The sequence below is a fragment of the Nonomuraea dietziae genome, from assembly GCF_014195505.1.
Lineage (GTDB): Bacteria > Actinomycetota > Actinomycetes > Streptosporangiales > Streptosporangiaceae > Nonomuraea > Nonomuraea roseola.
Map to the genome: position 1 here is coordinate 22580 of NZ_JACIBV010000003.1, position 15699 is coordinate 38278.

General features: G+C 67.0%; 17 protein-coding genes and 1 pseudogene. 7 read left to right on the forward strand and 11 right to left on the reverse strand.

Annotated features, from left to right (window positions below; genetic code table 11):
- The first annotated feature begins 201 nt into the window (after positions 1-201).
- Positions 202-573 (forward strand): hypothetical protein, encoded by a 372-nt coding sequence (locus FHR33_RS47110; protein WP_183662423.1) that lies wholly within the window; start codon positions 202-204, stop codon positions 571-573.
- Between the two features lie 64 nt (positions 574-637).
- Here the strand turns inward: FHR33_RS47110 and FHR33_RS47115 are convergent, their stop codons facing one another.
- The 5 genes from FHR33_RS47115 to FHR33_RS47135 form a co-directional block, all read right to left on the reverse strand.
- Positions 638-838, reverse strand: coding sequence for a hypothetical protein (locus FHR33_RS47115; protein ID WP_183662425.1), 201 nt, complete (start codon positions 836-838; stop codon positions 638-640).
- A gap of 1047 nt (positions 839-1885) precedes the next feature.
- Complete coding sequence (locus FHR33_RS52320) at positions 1886-2521, reverse strand: HNH endonuclease family protein (protein ID WP_312896107.1); 636 nt, start codon at positions 2519-2521, stop codon at positions 1886-1888.
- Between the two features lie 237 nt (positions 2522-2758).
- Positions 2759-3202, reverse strand: coding sequence for a lamin tail domain-containing protein (locus tag FHR33_RS47125; RefSeq protein WP_183662427.1), 444 nt, complete (start codon positions 3200-3202; stop codon positions 2759-2761).
- Between the two features lie 154 nt (positions 3203-3356).
- Complete coding sequence (locus tag FHR33_RS47130) at positions 3357-3842, reverse strand: tyrosine-type recombinase/integrase (protein ID WP_183662429.1); 486 nt, start codon at positions 3840-3842, stop codon at positions 3357-3359.
- A 60-nt stretch (positions 3843-3902) separates the two neighbouring features.
- Positions 3903-5399: a carbon-nitrogen hydrolase family protein gene (locus tag FHR33_RS47135; protein ID WP_183662431.1), complete on the reverse strand. Its 1497-nt coding sequence runs from the start codon at positions 5397-5399 to the stop codon at positions 3903-3905.
- Positions 5400-5438: 39 nt separating this feature from the next.
- Between FHR33_RS47135 and FHR33_RS47140 the strand changes: the two genes are divergently transcribed.
- Complete coding sequence (locus FHR33_RS47140; RefSeq protein ID WP_183662433.1) at positions 5439-6311, forward strand: hypothetical protein; 873 nt, start codon at positions 5439-5441, stop codon at positions 6309-6311.
- A gap of 143 nt (positions 6312-6454) precedes the next feature.
- On the opposite strand, the gene FHR33_RS47145 is transcribed toward FHR33_RS47140, so the two are convergent.
- A complete protein-coding gene (locus FHR33_RS47145) occupies positions 6455-7687 on the reverse strand; it encodes a coiled-coil domain-containing protein (protein ID WP_183662435.1) in 1233 nt (410 codons plus the stop codon).
- A 347-nt stretch (positions 7688-8034) separates the two neighbouring features.
- Between FHR33_RS47145 and FHR33_RS47150 the strand changes: the two genes are divergently transcribed.
- The gene (locus FHR33_RS47150; protein WP_183662437.1) at positions 8035-9267 is read left to right on the forward strand and encodes a tyrosine-type recombinase/integrase; all 1233 of its coding nucleotides are present in this window, start codon (positions 8035-8037) and stop codon (positions 9265-9267) included.
- Here FHR33_RS47150 and FHR33_RS47155 read toward each other — a convergent pair.
- A pseudogene (locus tag FHR33_RS47155) lies at positions 9200-9504 on the reverse strand (oligopeptide/dipeptide ABC transporter ATP-binding protein); the annotation flags it as partial. The gene FHR33_RS47150 and the pseudogene FHR33_RS47155 overlap by 68 nt on opposite strands.
- Before the next feature lie 184 nt (positions 9505-9688).
- Between FHR33_RS47155 and FHR33_RS47160 the strand changes: the two are divergent.
- From FHR33_RS47160 to FHR33_RS47175, 4 genes are all read left to right on the forward strand, one after another.
- Positions 9689-10807: an IS630 family transposase gene (locus FHR33_RS47160; protein WP_183662403.1), complete on the forward strand. Its 1119-nt coding sequence runs from the start codon at positions 9689-9691 to the stop codon at positions 10805-10807.
- Between the two features lie 287 nt (positions 10808-11094).
- On the forward strand, positions 11095-12099 hold the full coding sequence (locus FHR33_RS47165; RefSeq protein WP_183662439.1) for an ATP-dependent DNA ligase: 1005 nt from the start codon (positions 11095-11097) through the stop codon (positions 12097-12099).
- Between the two features lie 84 nt (positions 12100-12183).
- The gene (locus FHR33_RS47170; protein ID WP_183662441.1) at positions 12184-12489 is read left to right on the forward strand and encodes a type II toxin-antitoxin system Phd/YefM family antitoxin; all 306 of its coding nucleotides are present in this window, start codon (positions 12184-12186) and stop codon (positions 12487-12489) included.
- Positions 12486-12731, forward strand: coding sequence for a type II toxin-antitoxin system RelE family toxin (locus tag FHR33_RS47175; protein ID WP_183642547.1), 246 nt, complete (start codon positions 12486-12488; stop codon positions 12729-12731). Before FHR33_RS47170 ends, FHR33_RS47175 begins: the two co-directional genes overlap by 4 nt.
- A gap of 352 nt (positions 12732-13083) precedes the next feature.
- On the opposite strand, the gene FHR33_RS47180 is transcribed toward FHR33_RS47175, so the two are convergent.
- The 4 genes from FHR33_RS47180 to FHR33_RS47195 all read right to left on the reverse strand — a co-directional run bounded on the left by FHR33_RS47180 (position 13084) and on the right by FHR33_RS47195 (position 15658).
- A complete protein-coding gene (locus tag FHR33_RS47180) occupies positions 13084-13701 on the reverse strand; it encodes a hypothetical protein (protein WP_183662443.1) in 618 nt (205 codons plus the stop codon).
- Between the two features lie 99 nt (positions 13702-13800).
- Entirely contained in the window at positions 13801-14355 is a 555-nt protein-coding gene (locus FHR33_RS47185; protein ID WP_312896119.1) for a helix-turn-helix domain-containing protein, read from the reverse strand.
- A gap of 55 nt (positions 14356-14410) precedes the next feature.
- Positions 14411-15151: a hypothetical protein gene (locus tag FHR33_RS47190; RefSeq protein WP_183662446.1), complete on the reverse strand. Its 741-nt coding sequence runs from the start codon at positions 15149-15151 to the stop codon at positions 14411-14413.
- A 27-nt stretch (positions 15152-15178) separates the two neighbouring features.
- Positions 15179-15658 (reverse strand): DUF4913 domain-containing protein, encoded by a 480-nt coding sequence (locus FHR33_RS47195; RefSeq protein ID WP_312896108.1) that lies wholly within the window; start codon positions 15656-15658, stop codon positions 15179-15181.
- Positions 15659-15699 lie beyond the last annotated feature (41 nt).

Consider the following 15699-nt stretch of genomic DNA (forward strand, 5'->3'; position numbering starts at 1 on the left):
GTCCACGCGGGCGCGAGCTCCCGCTGTCAGCTCGGGAAGCTGATCCGTTCGCCACCGGCCGTGCCCCTCGGTGAACATGCCGACCCGGGCGGAACCTCGCGCCCCCATCTCACCGCGAGTTTCCGGACTTTCCGGACACCTCTACGCGCGCGCGTTTGATCTGCCATCTCGGTCACCGGGCTGTGGCGCACACTGGCGTCCATGACCGCTGAATCCCCCAACAGCGCCGACCCGATCACCGCACTGCTGATCGCCTGCGACCGCTTCCACTCCCATGTCACCCTCCTGGCCGACCAGCTGCGCGACGTCGAACTGGGCGACGAAGATGCCGAGCGCGTCCACGAGGCGGTGCACCGCACCTTCACCACGGTAGGGCTGGTCGGTTCGTTGACCGTTGGCCTGCAGCGCGATGCCGACGAAGCCGAGTGCCCGCACTACAACGTGCTCAGCGATGCCGAGTGGGCACGCCTATCGGTTGACCTGGGAGCGCACGAGCGCAAGCTCGCCTACGAGTGCGAGCTGCAGCCAGGCCACCCGGGGCCCGCACCTGTCGCTGGCTCAGTCCTTCGCTGATCGCGACACCTGGCTTCGCTGGGTCGACCGCGGCGTCCGGAAACTGGTCGACCTGCCGCCCTGCTTAGCCGAGGACGGCCCCGTCGACGACCCCGAGCGATGCCTGCTGTTCGACGGCCATCCCGGCAAGCACTCCTTCGACCCGGACGTCGTCGAGTTCGGCCGCGAGGCCTCCCCGGAGATGCAACACCGGATGGACGACCTGTTCGGCGGTTGAGGGCTGGTCCCAGTCTCGGGCTTGCCCTCCAACCGCCAATTCCTGCACCGATCCTTGGCCCCTACGAAGATTGTTACCGATGGGCCTGACCGACCCGCCAGGTACCGTGATTTAAGTCACACCGGATCGTGGTACCAGAAGGTGCTTCTGTTGATCGGGGTTCCGAACGGCGCCGAACGGTGCCGAAGAGTCCTAAAAAGTTCTCAACGGTCCCGAACTGCCGCTCAGGCGAGATCAACTGGCAGCGTGCCCCACTCGCGCTGTTTCCGCGGCGAACGCGGGAGTGACCTACGCTAGTTGGTAGCTCAGTCGCGCCATCGCTTCTAGCCAGTGGATAGCCCCCGGGGAAATCCACCGGCCGCGGCCCCCGGTTCCCCCAGAGCGGGCCGTTGAACAAGGAGACCGATGAGCGACGAGCCGCCGCGGCGTTGGGATGTCCTGGTACTGCTCCTGCAGATCTACCTGGTCTACGTCCCCTGGCTCCTGAAGTACGTCGGCGGGGCCTGGTGAGGATGACGCCTCTCCAGATCCCCGCCCATACGTACAACTGCCAGCGCCGCTGACGAAGAGGCCCCGGGATCAGTTTCGCGAGCTGGACCGGGGTTCTCTGCTGTCTGCCCCAGGTTCGCATCCGGGGCTTCGCATGTACTTAGCTGGTTTCAACTGTACCTTGCCACCCAGTCAAGATGGCATCCATTTAGCGCCTGCTCCGCGGTCCCCATCGCCAAGGCGAGCACCGCTCCAACCAGCATCAACCGCAGGACCGGCAGTTCCTGACCGGGGTTACGGCGCTGTGCCGACGCCCTCGGAAGATCCACGGCTACCGCAGTGCCGCGGAGGTCTACGCTGAGATCTTGAACAGCGGTGATGCGTTGATCCCTTGAGACCGCCGTCGTATACGGGACGGTGTAGCGATGGGCGATCGGGGAGCGCGTTTCCCAGGAACGGCGTCCCGAAAGTCGCTTCGAAGCCACCCTCTCTTCTCGAGGGTGGGGACGCTTCGGGACAAGGACGGTGAACGTCCCCACCGTCACCAACGCGCATAGTCCGGCAACGCGATCCGGAGCGGTGGGCACGTTACATTGACGAAGCCTTTCACCCAGCGGGTGTGCACGTAGCGAGCATCTCCTCCAGTGCTTCCTTCTCCTCCTCCTGGAGTGTCAACTGCCAGTCGTGCTTGACGTCGATCCACGAACGGGCGTAGTCGCAGTGGAAGCCGGCCAATGGTGGTTTCCAGTCGGACGGATCCTTGTCGCCCTTGGCTTGGTTCACATGGTCGGTGACGGCCCACAGCTGCGTGTCGCCGAGGCTGTTGGCGAAAGCTCGGCGTTGAGCGGGACTCCAGGCGTGGGCGCCGGACCTCCACGCCTCTTTCAGCGCCACCATGTGGTCGATGTCGATGTCCGAGGCGGCCGTCCACACGCCGCCGTCGTAGGGGCTGACCCATGTCCCCGAGACGGCTGTGCAGGAGTCGTTGACGACGACGTTCTGCCCGTCGCGCTTCAGCACTTCTTCGCGGGTGTTGCAGGTGCCGGACACGGTCGACCAGTGCGGGAACAGGTTCCGGCCGTAGGTGTCGTCATGTTCTTCGTCGGCGACGGTGAGCAGGGCGAGTTCGTTGATGGCTTCGACGACGGTGGGCATGCCGGGAGGTGCGGCCGCGGCTGGCCTGGTGGGGGTGAGCGGGATGAGGATGAGGGCGCCGCAGACGGCGATGCTGACTCGTCGCACGGGCGAGCCTTCCTGTCTCCGCCGTCGGCCAGGTGCAGCGCCTGGTCAGGGGGCGAGGCGGGGGACAGGACGAAGATCTCAGGCCGGGTCTCGCGGAGCGATGGCTGTGATCGACAACGTTCTAGATCGACTTTGGGGCGGGTCGGGCGTAACGCCGGCAGAGACGCCGCCAGAGTGCGGACGAAGACGGCCAAGCGCCCGCTCCCCTACGGGTGGGCGGGCGCCTGCGCTGTCTGATCAGCAGTTCTTGTAGTCATACCTGGTGCTGTCGTAGCCGCATGAGTCGATCAGTTTGCCGCGGGCGTTGCGTACGTAGGCGACGTCTTCGTCGTTGTTCCACACATACGCCCGCCGCCCCCAGTAGACGGTGGAGGTGCCGTCGCTGCCCTGGCCGGAGCGGATGGTGAGCTTCTTCTTGGCGCCGAGGATCACGCCCTCGATCGTGTAGGTGTAGCCGGTCTTGTCCTTGACGGTCCAGCCCTCCAGGTCGATGGCCCGGGTGGTGGCGTTGTAGATGGTGACGTACTCGCCGTTCAGGCTCGTGTTGGAGCGCAGGTCCTTACCGGGCGAGTCGTAGTACACCTTCGTGATCTGGACCGCTGGCGCCGCATAAGCGGGCAGCGAGGGGACGAACACCGCGGCCGCGGTGAGCGCAGCAGTGGCCAGGGGGAGAGATCGCACCGTCGAGATCCTCTGCGGTGGGGGATATAGGAACGCTCCATGTGACGGGTGGCGCGTGTGGATGGTTGTCGGTGAACGATGTTCTGTTGGGGCTCCTGATCCGAGATAGCCAAGCGCCGCTCACTCTTCAATGAGAGGGCGATCGCGAGTCGTTTCACGATTCGGTGAGGTAGGCCAGGATGCGCTGGGCGGGGTGGCGGTCCAGCTGGTAGCGGGAGCGGTCGTAGCGGCGGGTGGTACGCGGGTCGGCGTGGCCCATCGCGTCCTGGACGTCGCGCAGCGGGGTGCCGGCGTCCAGGGCCAGGGTGGCGAAGCTGTGGCGCAGGCTGTGCGGGCACAGTTGGGTGGCTGCGGGGATGCGGGCCTGGCGGGCGATGCGGCGGATCAGCTTGGTGATGCCCCAGCGGTCCAGCCGCTTGCCGCCCGGGTGCGGGCCGGACGGCTCGGTGACGAACAGCGGCCCGGCCAGCCTCTCGCGCGGTGTGCCGTCGCGGGCCGCGCGGTCGTCCAGGTAGTCGTCGACGGCTTGGGCGATCGGCGGGGCCAGCGGGTAGGCGCGGGTTTTGCCGCCCTTGCGGCGCACGGTCAGCGTGCGGTAGCCGCGGTGGTGGCCCAGATCGGCGATGTCGGCGCCGCACACCTCTCACGACCGCTACAGCGAGAGATCAAAGCACAGCAGAGATCATACTGTTAGGCGCTTTTAGAGCAGCTCGCAGCGGGGCCCGAGAGCATCATCGCTATCGCTCAGCGGTGGTATAACTGGCAGCGCTTCACTTGGGATCAACTTTGGTCCGTAAGAGCTGCGCCGTCCGAGAACGGGCCAGCGCCTCTCCGGAATGGAGACGATAAGTGTGGGCGGCCTAATATCCTCCTGCTTGCCGGGGGCATATTCCTTGGGAGTGAATCGGTCAATAGCCAAGCTGTTGCTGATGGCGACAGCTGCGCCAGCATGCTCCGCAAGGAGAACAGCGGCCTTGGACGCCCAGTTGGTTCCATGCATGGCCGTGGAGAGCACAGGCACAAGAATATGGCTTACGCCTGCAGCCATGGCGGTAGCGCCTAGCGTGAGGAGCCTGCCAAGATCCTCGCAAATTAGCACGGCATACCGCCCGCTAGCACTCTCAAGAAGGTTCAAAGTCTCACCTTGAGCGATGAATTCGCCCAATCCATGCTCGTACGGCTTCTCACTCCCAATCAGCGCCCCGTAGATTTGCTGCTGCTTGACGTCTAGAGTGAAGCCATACTGTTTGTCCTGGGTTAGCAGCACCTTCCCTGTCTCTCGATGCAGGAGCACAGCCCTGTTGGGTGGGCGACTCCTGTGATAACAGGCAGGCCCTTCTGCGCGCACAGGGCCTGTGCCAACCATCAGCCACGTGAGGTTGCTCGTAGGCGGCCGCCGCTTCTTCTGCAGCTGCAGCTTCCATTCCTCCAGCAGATCATCATTTAGACAGCTTTCTGAAAGAATGCCCAGGTATGCTCCACTATCGTCAAGATTATCCAATGCTTCGGCTATGGATGATCGCAGCCTTCCAGTTTCTGGAGCAACCAGATAGTAGCTACCCAAGTCGTCGAATCGGCGCTCCCAATTCAAATCCTCTCGACAAGAGAGGAATGGCAGCTGGGCAATTAGCATGGGTCGGGTTGGTGAGGTTTCCGACGGGGGCGGAAACGGCAGACGTATATCTGGTTGGTCTCCAGTGATTCGCCTGATGGTTATTTGCCGCCAAAGATGTTCGGGGATTCGTCGCAACTTGGGTAGTAGGCCCTCAAGCGTATCAACATAGATCCCTGGGGTGCCCGAGATAGTGCGGGAGTAGACGAGAGCTCCACTGGTGGCATTGGTATTCAATCGACCTGTTAGAGCATTGGTTGTCCACGGACTTGAAGCAAATGGACGCCAGTAGGCGCCTCGGCTTGTATCGCCAGCGGACAAGATGTCGTGGAGGCTCCGAAGTACGCCAAAGAGTTCAGCACTACGATCGGGGATATTAACAACCCATGACTGTAGCGACTGCAGCGTTCCCCATCGGAGATGGCGGTGCACTTCCGCATCGATCAGCGCCAGGCCGCTCAGCCAGTCGGTGCACCTTGCCCCTGCGCATGGGATCATGCGGTCGTATGCCTGCACGTAGATATCGGCAATGTTCATGATCTTGCCGGTTGCGTGAGATAATACCAAATGGGCTGTTTGTGTCATTTTAGCACCGGCGGGGCGCTCGGGCTGGGAGGTGAGCCGATGCGCACACAGCGGGAACTGGATGCCTCCACCGCAGAGGCGAACAGGCAAGGGCTTCTGGAGCAGGTGCCGGTTTGGTCCAGGTATCTGACTGTGGAAGCACGGGAAGACAATGAGGCCGCCACGCGATGGGCCTACGCCGCTGGGCAGTGGTTCGCCGATGCGTGCATGTTCGACGATCCCAAGGTCATGCACGACGGCTACGAAGCACTCCGTGACGGTTCACCAGAGGCTTATGGGACTCAGGGTGCATGTCCACAGCTGTCAGGCATGGTGTCCGCACTGGGGGAGGTTGCACATGCTGCACTGACTCGTGGGGAACGGCAAGCTGATGCCGGGCCCACGGGCATTCCGACCGATTTCATGGCGATGCTACGCCAATCGGCCCAGTACGACTTGTCCACCGAGGAGCAGTCCAGGGTTGGTCTCGGCCGGTGGCTTGCTGATATTTGCCGTCAGGACGAGCCCTCATCGTTGCGCAAAGGTTTGGACGCGCTTCGTGAGGTCTCTGTAGACCTGTCGCTGGGCGGCGGCGAAGACCTGCGGTTGCTGGGGGCGGCTACCGCGCTGGTCGAAGTAGCGCAGGCAGCATTGGCGCGGGCGGAGCAGGACTCGCTGAAGACTCAGTTCCCCTTCGCCGAAGCTGAACCAGTGCTGCTGAAGATCGCCGACACTCCCGACATAGCGGATGGGGCGCTCGCTGAGGCACTTGGCTGGGAGCCAGAGCAGATCATTCCGCTTGCAAACTGGCTTAGCGCCCTTGGGCTGGTAGTAGATGCTCGCTCGGGGACATGCAGTATGTGGTCTGCCACCGCCCTGGGGCAGGAGGTCGCAAAGCACTGGGCCCTCCACTCGGACGATGAACCTCTGTAGCCCTGCGTGAGTGCCGTTACTGTTCGTGTACCCAGAAATGGTGAGTTCTACGCGGGCGGTGAGTGTCCGCCGCGTGTCCGATTCGTCTCGCACCCTCGTTCTCATTACCTCTCGCGCAACACCTCTCGCAGAATGATCCTGCGCTAGGTGTCGTCCCCCGCACTCTCGACTGGCCGCCGGGCTAGCTCCTGTCTGATGGCCGCGAGTGCGGCGCGGGCGGCCTCCGCCTCGCGCCGGGCGGCGTCGCGTTCGGCTTCGGCGCGAGCGAGCGCGACCGCCGCGGCGGTGGTCTGCTCGGCGGCCTGCCGGCGGGTCTGGTCGAGCTGGTCGCGGAGCCGCTCGAGGTCGGCCTCGGAGCGGTGGCGCTCGGCGGTCAGCTCCTGGCGCGCTGCCCGAGCCTCGGCGTGGGCCTCGGCCGCGGCGGCCTTGAGCTCGGTGAGCTGCTCGGCGGCTTCGGCCAGGCGCTGGCGGGAGTCGGTCAGCTGGTCGGTCAGGTGGCGGGCCTCGGCGTGTTCGGCGGCCAGCTTCGTCTCGGCCTCGCGGTGCCGGGCCTGCGTCTCGGCCAGCGTCGCGGCCTGGGCCGCGGCGCGTTCGGCCTGGTCGGTGAGCTGGCGGCGCAGGGTGCGCAGTTCGTCGGCCTGGCGGTCGCGGACGTCTTCGGCGGCCTGGCGGGCTGTTTCGGCGGCGGCCTGGCGGCGTTCGGCGGCCACCACGCGGGTCTCGGTCTCGCGCTGGATGCGCTCGGCGTCGGCGCGGGCGCGGTCCTCGCGCTCTTCGGCCTGCCGCTGGGCCTGCTGTGCCTCGCGCGTGGTGCGTTCGGCGGCCCGCCGGGCCTGCTCGGCCTCGTGGGCGGCCTGGCGGGCGTCCAGGGCGTCGGCGCGCTCGTCGGCGGCCTCGGCGGTCAGCGTGGCGATGCGCTGCAGGGCGCCGGTCTCGACGATCTGCACGCCGTCGGCGAAGCGGGCGACGAGGGCCTGCAGGCCGTCCAGCACCGGGCGGGCCTCGGCGAGCACCGCGCCGGTGGCGGTCACCGCGGTGGTCACCGCCTCGCGTTCGGTGCGCTCCTTATTCCGGTAGTAGGCGTTCTTGCACAGGTTGTTGTTGTCGCAGAACTTGCGCGGCTTCCTGCCGGCCGGCGGCGGCAGCGGTTTGCCGTCCCACAGGCAGCGGCCGTGCGGGGCGGGCTCGATGGCGGGCCGGGGCAGCGCGTGCGGACCGGCGCCGCCCGGGGTGCCCGCCGACTCGACGCCGCCGGCGGCCGGCGGCTCGCTCTCCTCCGCCGCGGCGGGCCCGTCGGGAGTCCGGGCCGCGCGCGCCGGCCGGAGTTCCGCCGTCTCGGGGTCGTGCCCCATCCCCTCAAGGTCGCGTTCACTCACAGGAGTACGCTACCAAAAAGTTTGATGCACGTCTTTCTTAGAAAAACTCGTGACGATTTTTTCTCAGTGGGATCTCATCGAGAGGGCGGTAATCACGGTTATCGTCAGGTGAGCATGTAAGATCACGCCATGCATCGGCAGCCAGGGCCGCCCTTCGTGGGAGCCTGTCCCCCCGTTTTCACGATCGATGAGTCGGTGCTCAGCTCCGGCTCGCGCACCGCCCGTAACGAGCCGGTCGTGACCGGGCCCGCGCACCGGCCGAGCCCAGGCGGAGATCGCTACGGAGGGCAGGCCCGCCACAGATGCCCCCGGCGGCCTGCCGTCGACCACCTCGGCCAGGCAGCGTGATGAGCACCGACCCGGTCGAGACGCACCCGGCCAGCGCCGCCCTGCCCGAGCCCGGCGCAGCACCCGAGCTGCACGCCCTCACCGCATCCGAAATCATCCTGCTCGACCGGCCGTGGGTGGCGCCGGAGGACGGCGACGACCCGGAGGACTTCGCTGAGCTGATCCCGCTCGCCGCCCTGCCGGTGCGGTTGCCCGCCAAGGGCACACCGCCGCCCGCCCGCGATGCGAGCGGCCTGGCCGCCCAGCTGCGCACCGCGGGCGCCACCGAGGTAGCGCTGGCCGCGACCGGCGGCTGGCTGCTGTCCGAACGCCGCTCCTCCCCCGCCACCCAGGACGGCTACATCCGCGACGTCGCCTGGTGGCTGTGGTGGATCCAGGCCCGCGGCCTGGATCTGCGCGACATCTCCTTTATCGAGGCCGACACCTACGCCGCCGCCATGCGGCACGCCGGCCTGTCCCCCGGCACCCGACGCCGCCGCCTGTCGGCCTGCTCCAGCTGGTATCGCTACCTGCAGCGGGCCGACGCCGTGCTCCGCAACCCGTTCGACGGCATGGACCTGCCCAAACGCGCCAGCAAGCCCAGCCGCCACCTCACCGAGGCCCAGCTGGACGACATGGTCATCCACGCGGTCGCGCACGAGTCCGCCCGCACCGCCGCCATCGTGGCGGTGCTCAAGGCCACCGCCTGCCGCATCGGCGAGCTGACCGGCGTCCAGCTGGACGCCCTGGGGTATGCCGGCGACCACCGGATCCTCACCCTGACCGCCAAGGGCGGCCGCCCCCACCGAGTCGTCATCGACGACGACGTGACCGGCCCCCTGCTGGATGCCTACCTGGCCGAGCGCGGGCCGGCGCCCGGCCCGCTGTTCGCCACCCGCACCGGCAGCCGGCTGCACCGCTCCTACGTCCAGGAACTCCTCCAGCGGCTCGCGAGTGCCGCCGGCATCCCCGACCCGCACACCCTCACCCCGCACGCCATCCGGCACAGCGTGGCCACCGCACTGCTGCGGGCCGGGGAACCACTCGACGTGGTGCAGGCCCTGCTCGGCCACGCCGACCCGCGCACCACCCAGGCCTACCTGCACGTCGACCAGCTGGACCGCAGCCCCGCCCACCGCGCCGGCCGGCGGCTGGCCGCCGTCGTGGCACGCCGCCTTCACCCTCCTACCGAACGCGGGAACCCCGTCCCGCAGACATCGCCCGGCCACGTGACCGAGGAGAAGCCAGCGTGAGGTCATGGCGCCGGAAGCGGTATCCGCCCGGGATACGCGTCGGGTCCGGCGTCTCGCCGGTGAGCACGATCCGCTCGGGCGACTCGGGTAGCACCGACAGCAGGGCCTGCGTGTACGGGTGTCGGGGTGTGGTCAGCACCTGCTCGACGGGGCCCGACTCGACGATCCGGCCCAGGTAGATGACCGCCACCCGATTCGTGATGTTCCGGCGAGACCGAGGTCGTGGGTGACGACCAGGGGTGCCGGTAAGAAATGCGCTACCGGCCTCAAACGACGAGGGGCGCAGGTCGCGTTGCCTGCTAGTGCGGTGACCACATAGGTTCACCGGCTCGAGGAACAGCGCTGTACTGCTTGCGCTGGTCGTCCTGGTTGCCCTCCACTGTCGTATCGACACCAAAGCGATCGATGGAGGAGGAGCACAATGGCCGAGCCTGTGCGGGCGCGGCGGTTGTCCGACCATGAAGGGCAAACGCTGCAGCGACTGGTCCGGCGAGGAAAGCACGACTCGGTCCGGGTCCGCCGCGCGTTGATCGTCATGGCATCGGCCAGCGGGACACCGGTGACGGCGATCGCCCAGCTGGTCGCGGCCGATGAAGACACCGTGCGTGATGTCATCCACGCCTTCAACGAGCGGGGCCTGTCCGCGCTGGACCCTAACTGGGCGGGAGGCCGTCCCCGCCGCATCACCAGCGATGACGAGGACTTCATCGCCCGGACGGCCACGACTCGGCCCGAGAAGCTGGGTCGCCCTTTCACCCGGTGGAGCATCCGCAAACTCCTCGCATACCTGGCCGACAACCCGACCCACATTGTGGCGATCGGCCGGGAGCGGCTGCGGCAGTACTTACGCGAGCACAAGATCTCCTTCCAGCGCACCCGGACCTGGAAGGAGTCCACCGACCCCCATCGGGAGGCCAAGCTGGATCGGATCGAGGAGGTCACCACCCGCTTTCCCAACCGGTGTTTTGCCTTCGACCAGTTCGGGCCGTTGTCGATCCGGCCGCAGCCCGGCTCGGGCTGGGCGCGCGAAGGCAGACCCGAACGCTGGCCGGCCACCTACCGGCGTGACCAGGGCGTGCGCTACTTTCACGGCTGCTACAGCCTGAGCGATGACCAGCTGTGGGGCGTGGTCCGGACCCGCAAGAGCGGCGCCAACACGCTGGCCGCGCTCAAGAGCATCCGCAAGGCCCGCCCCGACGGCGCGCCGATCTACGTCATCTGCGACAACCTGTCGGCCAACACCACCCCGGCCATCCGCGCCTGGGCCGCCAGCAACAAGGTCGAGCTGTGTCTAACGCCGACCTATGCCTCATGGGCCAACCCGATCGAAGCGCAGTTCGGGCCGCTGCGCACGTTCGTGATCAGCAACTCGCACCATCCCAACCACACCGTGCAGACCCGCAAACTGCAGGCCTACCTGCGCTGGCGCAACGCCAACGCCCGTCATCCCGACGTGCTGGCCGCCCAACGCCGCGAACGCGCCCGTGTCCGCAGCGAGAAACAACGACGTTGGGGCCGACCACTCGTCCGAGCAGCCTGATCACTCAAGCCGGTGAACGTTCGTGGTCACCGCACTAGCAGAACACAGTCGGATCTTCACAGGGAAGACGGGAAGGGCTGAAATCAGACTGGGTAGGCGAGCAGTTCGAGCGCCTGGCGTTCGCGGCGCGGGAACGCTGAAGGAACGCGGCGACGTTGCCCTTACCGTGTAAGCACAGGTGGCCCGGTGTTGCGATGCCGTTCCCTTCCGCTGTACCGGGGTAGGCCCTGACCACAGGTCATAAGCGACAGAAGGCATCACCTCCCCCCGGGTGAACAGGGGACGAGGTGCAGCTCCAAGGCGCGATTGAGCCGATGCGGGCCAAAGCAGTCGACCAACTGCCCGAGGGCCCGGCAGGGAGCTACCTGTACGAGCCGAAGTGGGACGGGTTCCGCTGCATCGCCATGGTCTCCGAGGACCGCGGGGTGCACCTTCAATCCCGGCGCGGGGCCCACATCAACGACCTGTTCCCCGAGGTGGCGTGGGCGCTGCATGAGTACCTGCCCGCAGCGACGGTCGTGGACGGGGAGATCGTGCGCTGGGCGCCGGACGGGCGACTCGATTTCACGGCGCTCCAGCGCCGTAACATGGCCGGTCGCCGGGCTGAAGACCTTTCCCGAACCGAGCCGTGCCACTACATCCTGTTCGACATCCTGCGTACCCGAGGCCGCGACGTGGCGGGGCTGCCCCTGACCGAACGCCGGCGGATCCTGGAGAAGCTGTTCGTGGCTGTGCCGCCGGCTTCGGTGCTGGCACTATCGATGCAGACCGCCGATCCGATCGAGGCGTGGACGTGGTTCTGGTCACTGCATGTCGCAGGCGTTGAAGGGCTGGTCATCAAACCCGCCTGGTCGCGCTACAAGCCCGCGGCACGGGGCTGGTACAAGCTCAAGCACCGCACCACGACGCTTGCCCTCGTCGGCGGTGTCACCGGAACCCTCACCCGCCCGAGAGAACTGCTCCTAGGCCGCTACGACGACATAGGCCGGCTACGCGTTACGGCCCGCACCACCCGGCTGAGCACACCGGCCGCGAGTCAGCTCGCCCCCCTGCTAACCCCAGCAGGTCCCGCACATCCTTGGCCCGAGCAGCTACCACTGGGATGGGCGGGCGGCCTGTACGGCCAGCGGGAGCCCCTCATCTACGTGCGGGTGCAGCCGTGTGTAGTGGTGGAAGTCTCGGTAGACGTGGCAGCCGAGCACCGCCGATGGCGGCACGCGGCGAGATTCCTTCGTCCACAACCAGATCTGATGGCGGCCGACGTGCCGCTGAATCTTGATCTGGAGCGCTGACCAGCCGCCCGCCTCGTTCAGGAACTCGTTCAACCGTACTTGGCATGATGCCGAATTTGGCATGATGGGCGTATGGTGAGGTGTATGACGATCGACCAGACGAGCATGGAGACGCTCGGCATCGCAGCGGCCCGCGACAAGCTCGGCCCGCTGGTGTCCCGCGCGGTCATGTCCCACCGCCCCACCCGGATCAAGCGCTCCGATGAGGAACACGCCGTCCTCATCTCCGAGGAGGCGTTCGAGGAGTATCTGCGTCTCAAGCGCGAACGTGAGGCGGCGGACTTGCGTGAGCTGATGGCGGCCGCGGGTCGCGGTGAGATCGAGATGACTGTCTACGACTCGCGTGAGGCGGCGTATGCCGATCTAGGGTTGGACGGCACCGACCAGTGAAGCGTCCCGTCCACTTCACCCCCAAGGTCAAGGACGTCCTGCGCTCGGCGGCGCCGACGCTGCGGGCGTCGATCGTCGACGCGCTACTGGACCTGGCCGACGACCCGACGCCGCCCGGAGCGATGCCGTACGCCGACATCCCCGAGGCGTACGAGCTGGTCACGCCTACCTTCCGAGCGCTCTACTCCTACGGCCCCGACCTCGATCACGTGTCGGTCTGGGTGCTCCACATCAACACGTGACGACCACAGCTAAGACGGGGTGTCCAAGGTGAACGGCCCGACTAGAACGTGTGACTGTGAAGCCTTGGCGCAGACGTTGCGCACCTGCATCTCGACGCTTGGGCAGGAGGTCGAGGAGCGTGCCCAAGAGCTCGCCGAGGATCGTGTACGGAAGGCAGCGACATACGCCCAAGAGTGCTTGGACGTCGCGGAGCGCGCTGTGGCCGCAGCAGCGTCCACCACTCAGACCTTCCAGGAACTGCTGGCGGTTGTGGATCGCTTCCAGACGAAGCTCGATCAGCTACGTACGTCTCTGGTACTGGGCCAGCAAGTTACGGCAGGTCGCCGGACCCCTCCTGTCCGTACTGACCCTTCAACGGGCTGAGCAGGACGGAGCGCGCAGGGCTTGCTCAAGTAGGCGCGCCGCCTGCCCGCACCGGATAAGCCGTTCCCGCTCCCGTTTGTAGGTGACCAGCACGCTTTCGACAGCCTCGGGCGGGAGATGGGCTTTCAGTTCGAAGGAGGCGCGCCTGTAGCTGACGATCAGGGCGCGGTAGTCGTGCTGCAGGTGCAGGATCGCCGCCCACGCCAGAGCGATGGGGTAGTCGGCGAGCACCTGGTGCTGCCGGTAGTCAGCGGGCATCTGGTCGTACAACCAGGCCAGGGCGTGTTTCTCCCAGCCGGGGACGCCCGGGGCAGGCACCTGCGCGGGCCAGCCGGGCGGCCCCGCGACGGCCGGCTCCAGCTCTGGCTCCGGCTTGGGCTGGGTGGCCGGGGTGCGGGGGACGGACATGTAGCTCTGGCCGGGTACGGGTGCCACCTGGTCGATCGGCAGCCACTCCTCGCGAGGCTTCAGGCCCCCGCGATAGCCGGGGATGTTCTCAATCCACGAGACCTTCGCCTTGATCGCCTCGTCGTTCTCATCGACCAGCAGCTCCATGAGAGACCCCGCCTGATCAGGCAGGATAAGGATCGACGGCGGGTCGCTCATGCATCCCATGCTAGCCGCTATTCGTGCACATGTTCGACTGGTCCGGTGGCTTCCCTGCCGGGCAGGCCGTCCACGTGATCGGGCATGGCCGACCCTGCCTCAAGGCAGGGGTGAGCCAAGCACCGCCCCGGCGAGCGACTCCTCCGGCAGCGCGGGACGTTGCGCGGGCATCACCAGCTGAGAGGTGGCCCTCTCAAGTTCGGTGGCGCGCCGCTTGACGATCGTCAGCGTGGTGACCTCCCTGTCATCAGCCGACAGCATGGTCGACTCGCACGTCACCACGTCGTCGGGGCGGCACTTGGCGAAGACGATGTCGATGACCTGAACCGCGTGCCGATGCTGCTCATCGCGGCGTTCCAGGACGGCCTGCAGCGCCTGCTGGACGCGATCACCGTAGCGCAGGACCGTCGGGTCGACGTCCAGGAAAGCGGCGATCCGGTGCAGGGTGGCGTCGGCCGGGGTGCGGCTGTCGGACTCCAAGAAGCTGATGTAGGAATCGGACAAGCCCACCGCCTTGGCCAGTCGCATTTGCGACAGCCCCCGCGATTTGCGCTGGCGTCTGAGGCGGACGCCCATCGTTTCCGGTTGCGGCATGGAACCTCCCTGCTGACTCGTTGTCGCCGGTTGTTGAAACTGCGTCCCCGACCGGCCCATCACCGAGGGCTCAGGTGAGCAGTACGGCTCACCTGGTGTTGAGCCGAGGCTGCGGTCATGACAACACCGCGGCCGGACGGCCCTTGACCGCGGCCTGCCGTGGCGCCTGGGCGTGCTTGGCCCCGTCGTGCGCGGCGGTCCTTCCGGGCTTGCCCCCGGTCGTGGAGCGCAGCGCGGCGGCACGGGCACGCCGATCTTGCAGCGGCCGGTGTGCGGCATCCTCAGCCAGGGAAGCGCCGGTCTTGACGACGTTCTCCAGCCACTCCACAGCGCGCCGGACACCTGTCAGCCCGCCGCCGGCAGCGCCGAGGACTTTGCTGAGCGCCCAGGCGTCCGCGGCGATCCTGCGCGTGGCCAGGTCGGCGACGGTTTTGATCGCGCGCTTGCCCCGCGGATCCGCCAACACCTTGTCGGCGTGCGGGCCGAGTTGACGCTCGACCGCCACACCCACCTGGCGTGTGGCTTCATAGGTGTTGTTGAGCTGGTTCCACTCCGGCCGATCGCTCAGCGTCTGCGCGTACGCGCGCACGCCGGATACCGCCTGGGCCACGTCTGGGCGTTGCTGCCAGACGACACCGAGCTGGTCGGCCGGCACCCCATGCCTGAACTCACCCAACGCAAGATCGAACTTGTTGTCGACGGAGAGTTCCATGCCGAGCTGCTGTTTCAGCACGGCGAAGCCCAGGCGGATCTGGGCGAAGTCGGGGACCATCTCGGCGGGAATCTGGTTCTGGGCCGCCTCTTCCAGGCCTTGGTAGGCGCTGTCTAAGGCGGCTGAGGCCTCGCTTGCTGCCATCGGCGCGTCCTTTCTGCTGTCGCGAGGTCAATGCGCCGGCGCGAACCCGGCATGAGGCTGAAGCGCCTCCGTCTGGATGATCATGGAGGGTCGGTGAGTTGGCCTCTCGGCGCTGGTCATGCACCGCCACAGCGGCCCTTCCGGAGAGCGCAGCTCGCGCAGCGCCGGGTCAAGGTGGTCGCGGTGCCAGGTGCTCGGCCCGGTCCAGCCGCCGGCCTCGGGATCGCTGAGCTCCTGCCAGGCCAGCCACAGAGCGTGAAGCCGAGCGAGCGCCTCTTCGTGCTCCCACCACAGCGGACACCAGGGCAAGGTCGGGCTCGGCTCGCGCAGGTAGGTAGGGACGAGCAGGTCGTCGACCCATTGCCGCAGCAAAGCCAATTCGTCGGCGAAGGCTTCGCCCGCCAGGAGCAGGATGAAGGTAGGCGCCGCACCTGCCTCCTCTTCGACGGCGTCGGTATCGCTGTCGTCCTGGGGCGAGAGCTCAACGGCACCCTGGGGATCGGTCACGTTGGTCGTCCTTTCATCGAGGCCGGCGGAAGCGCGTGGCG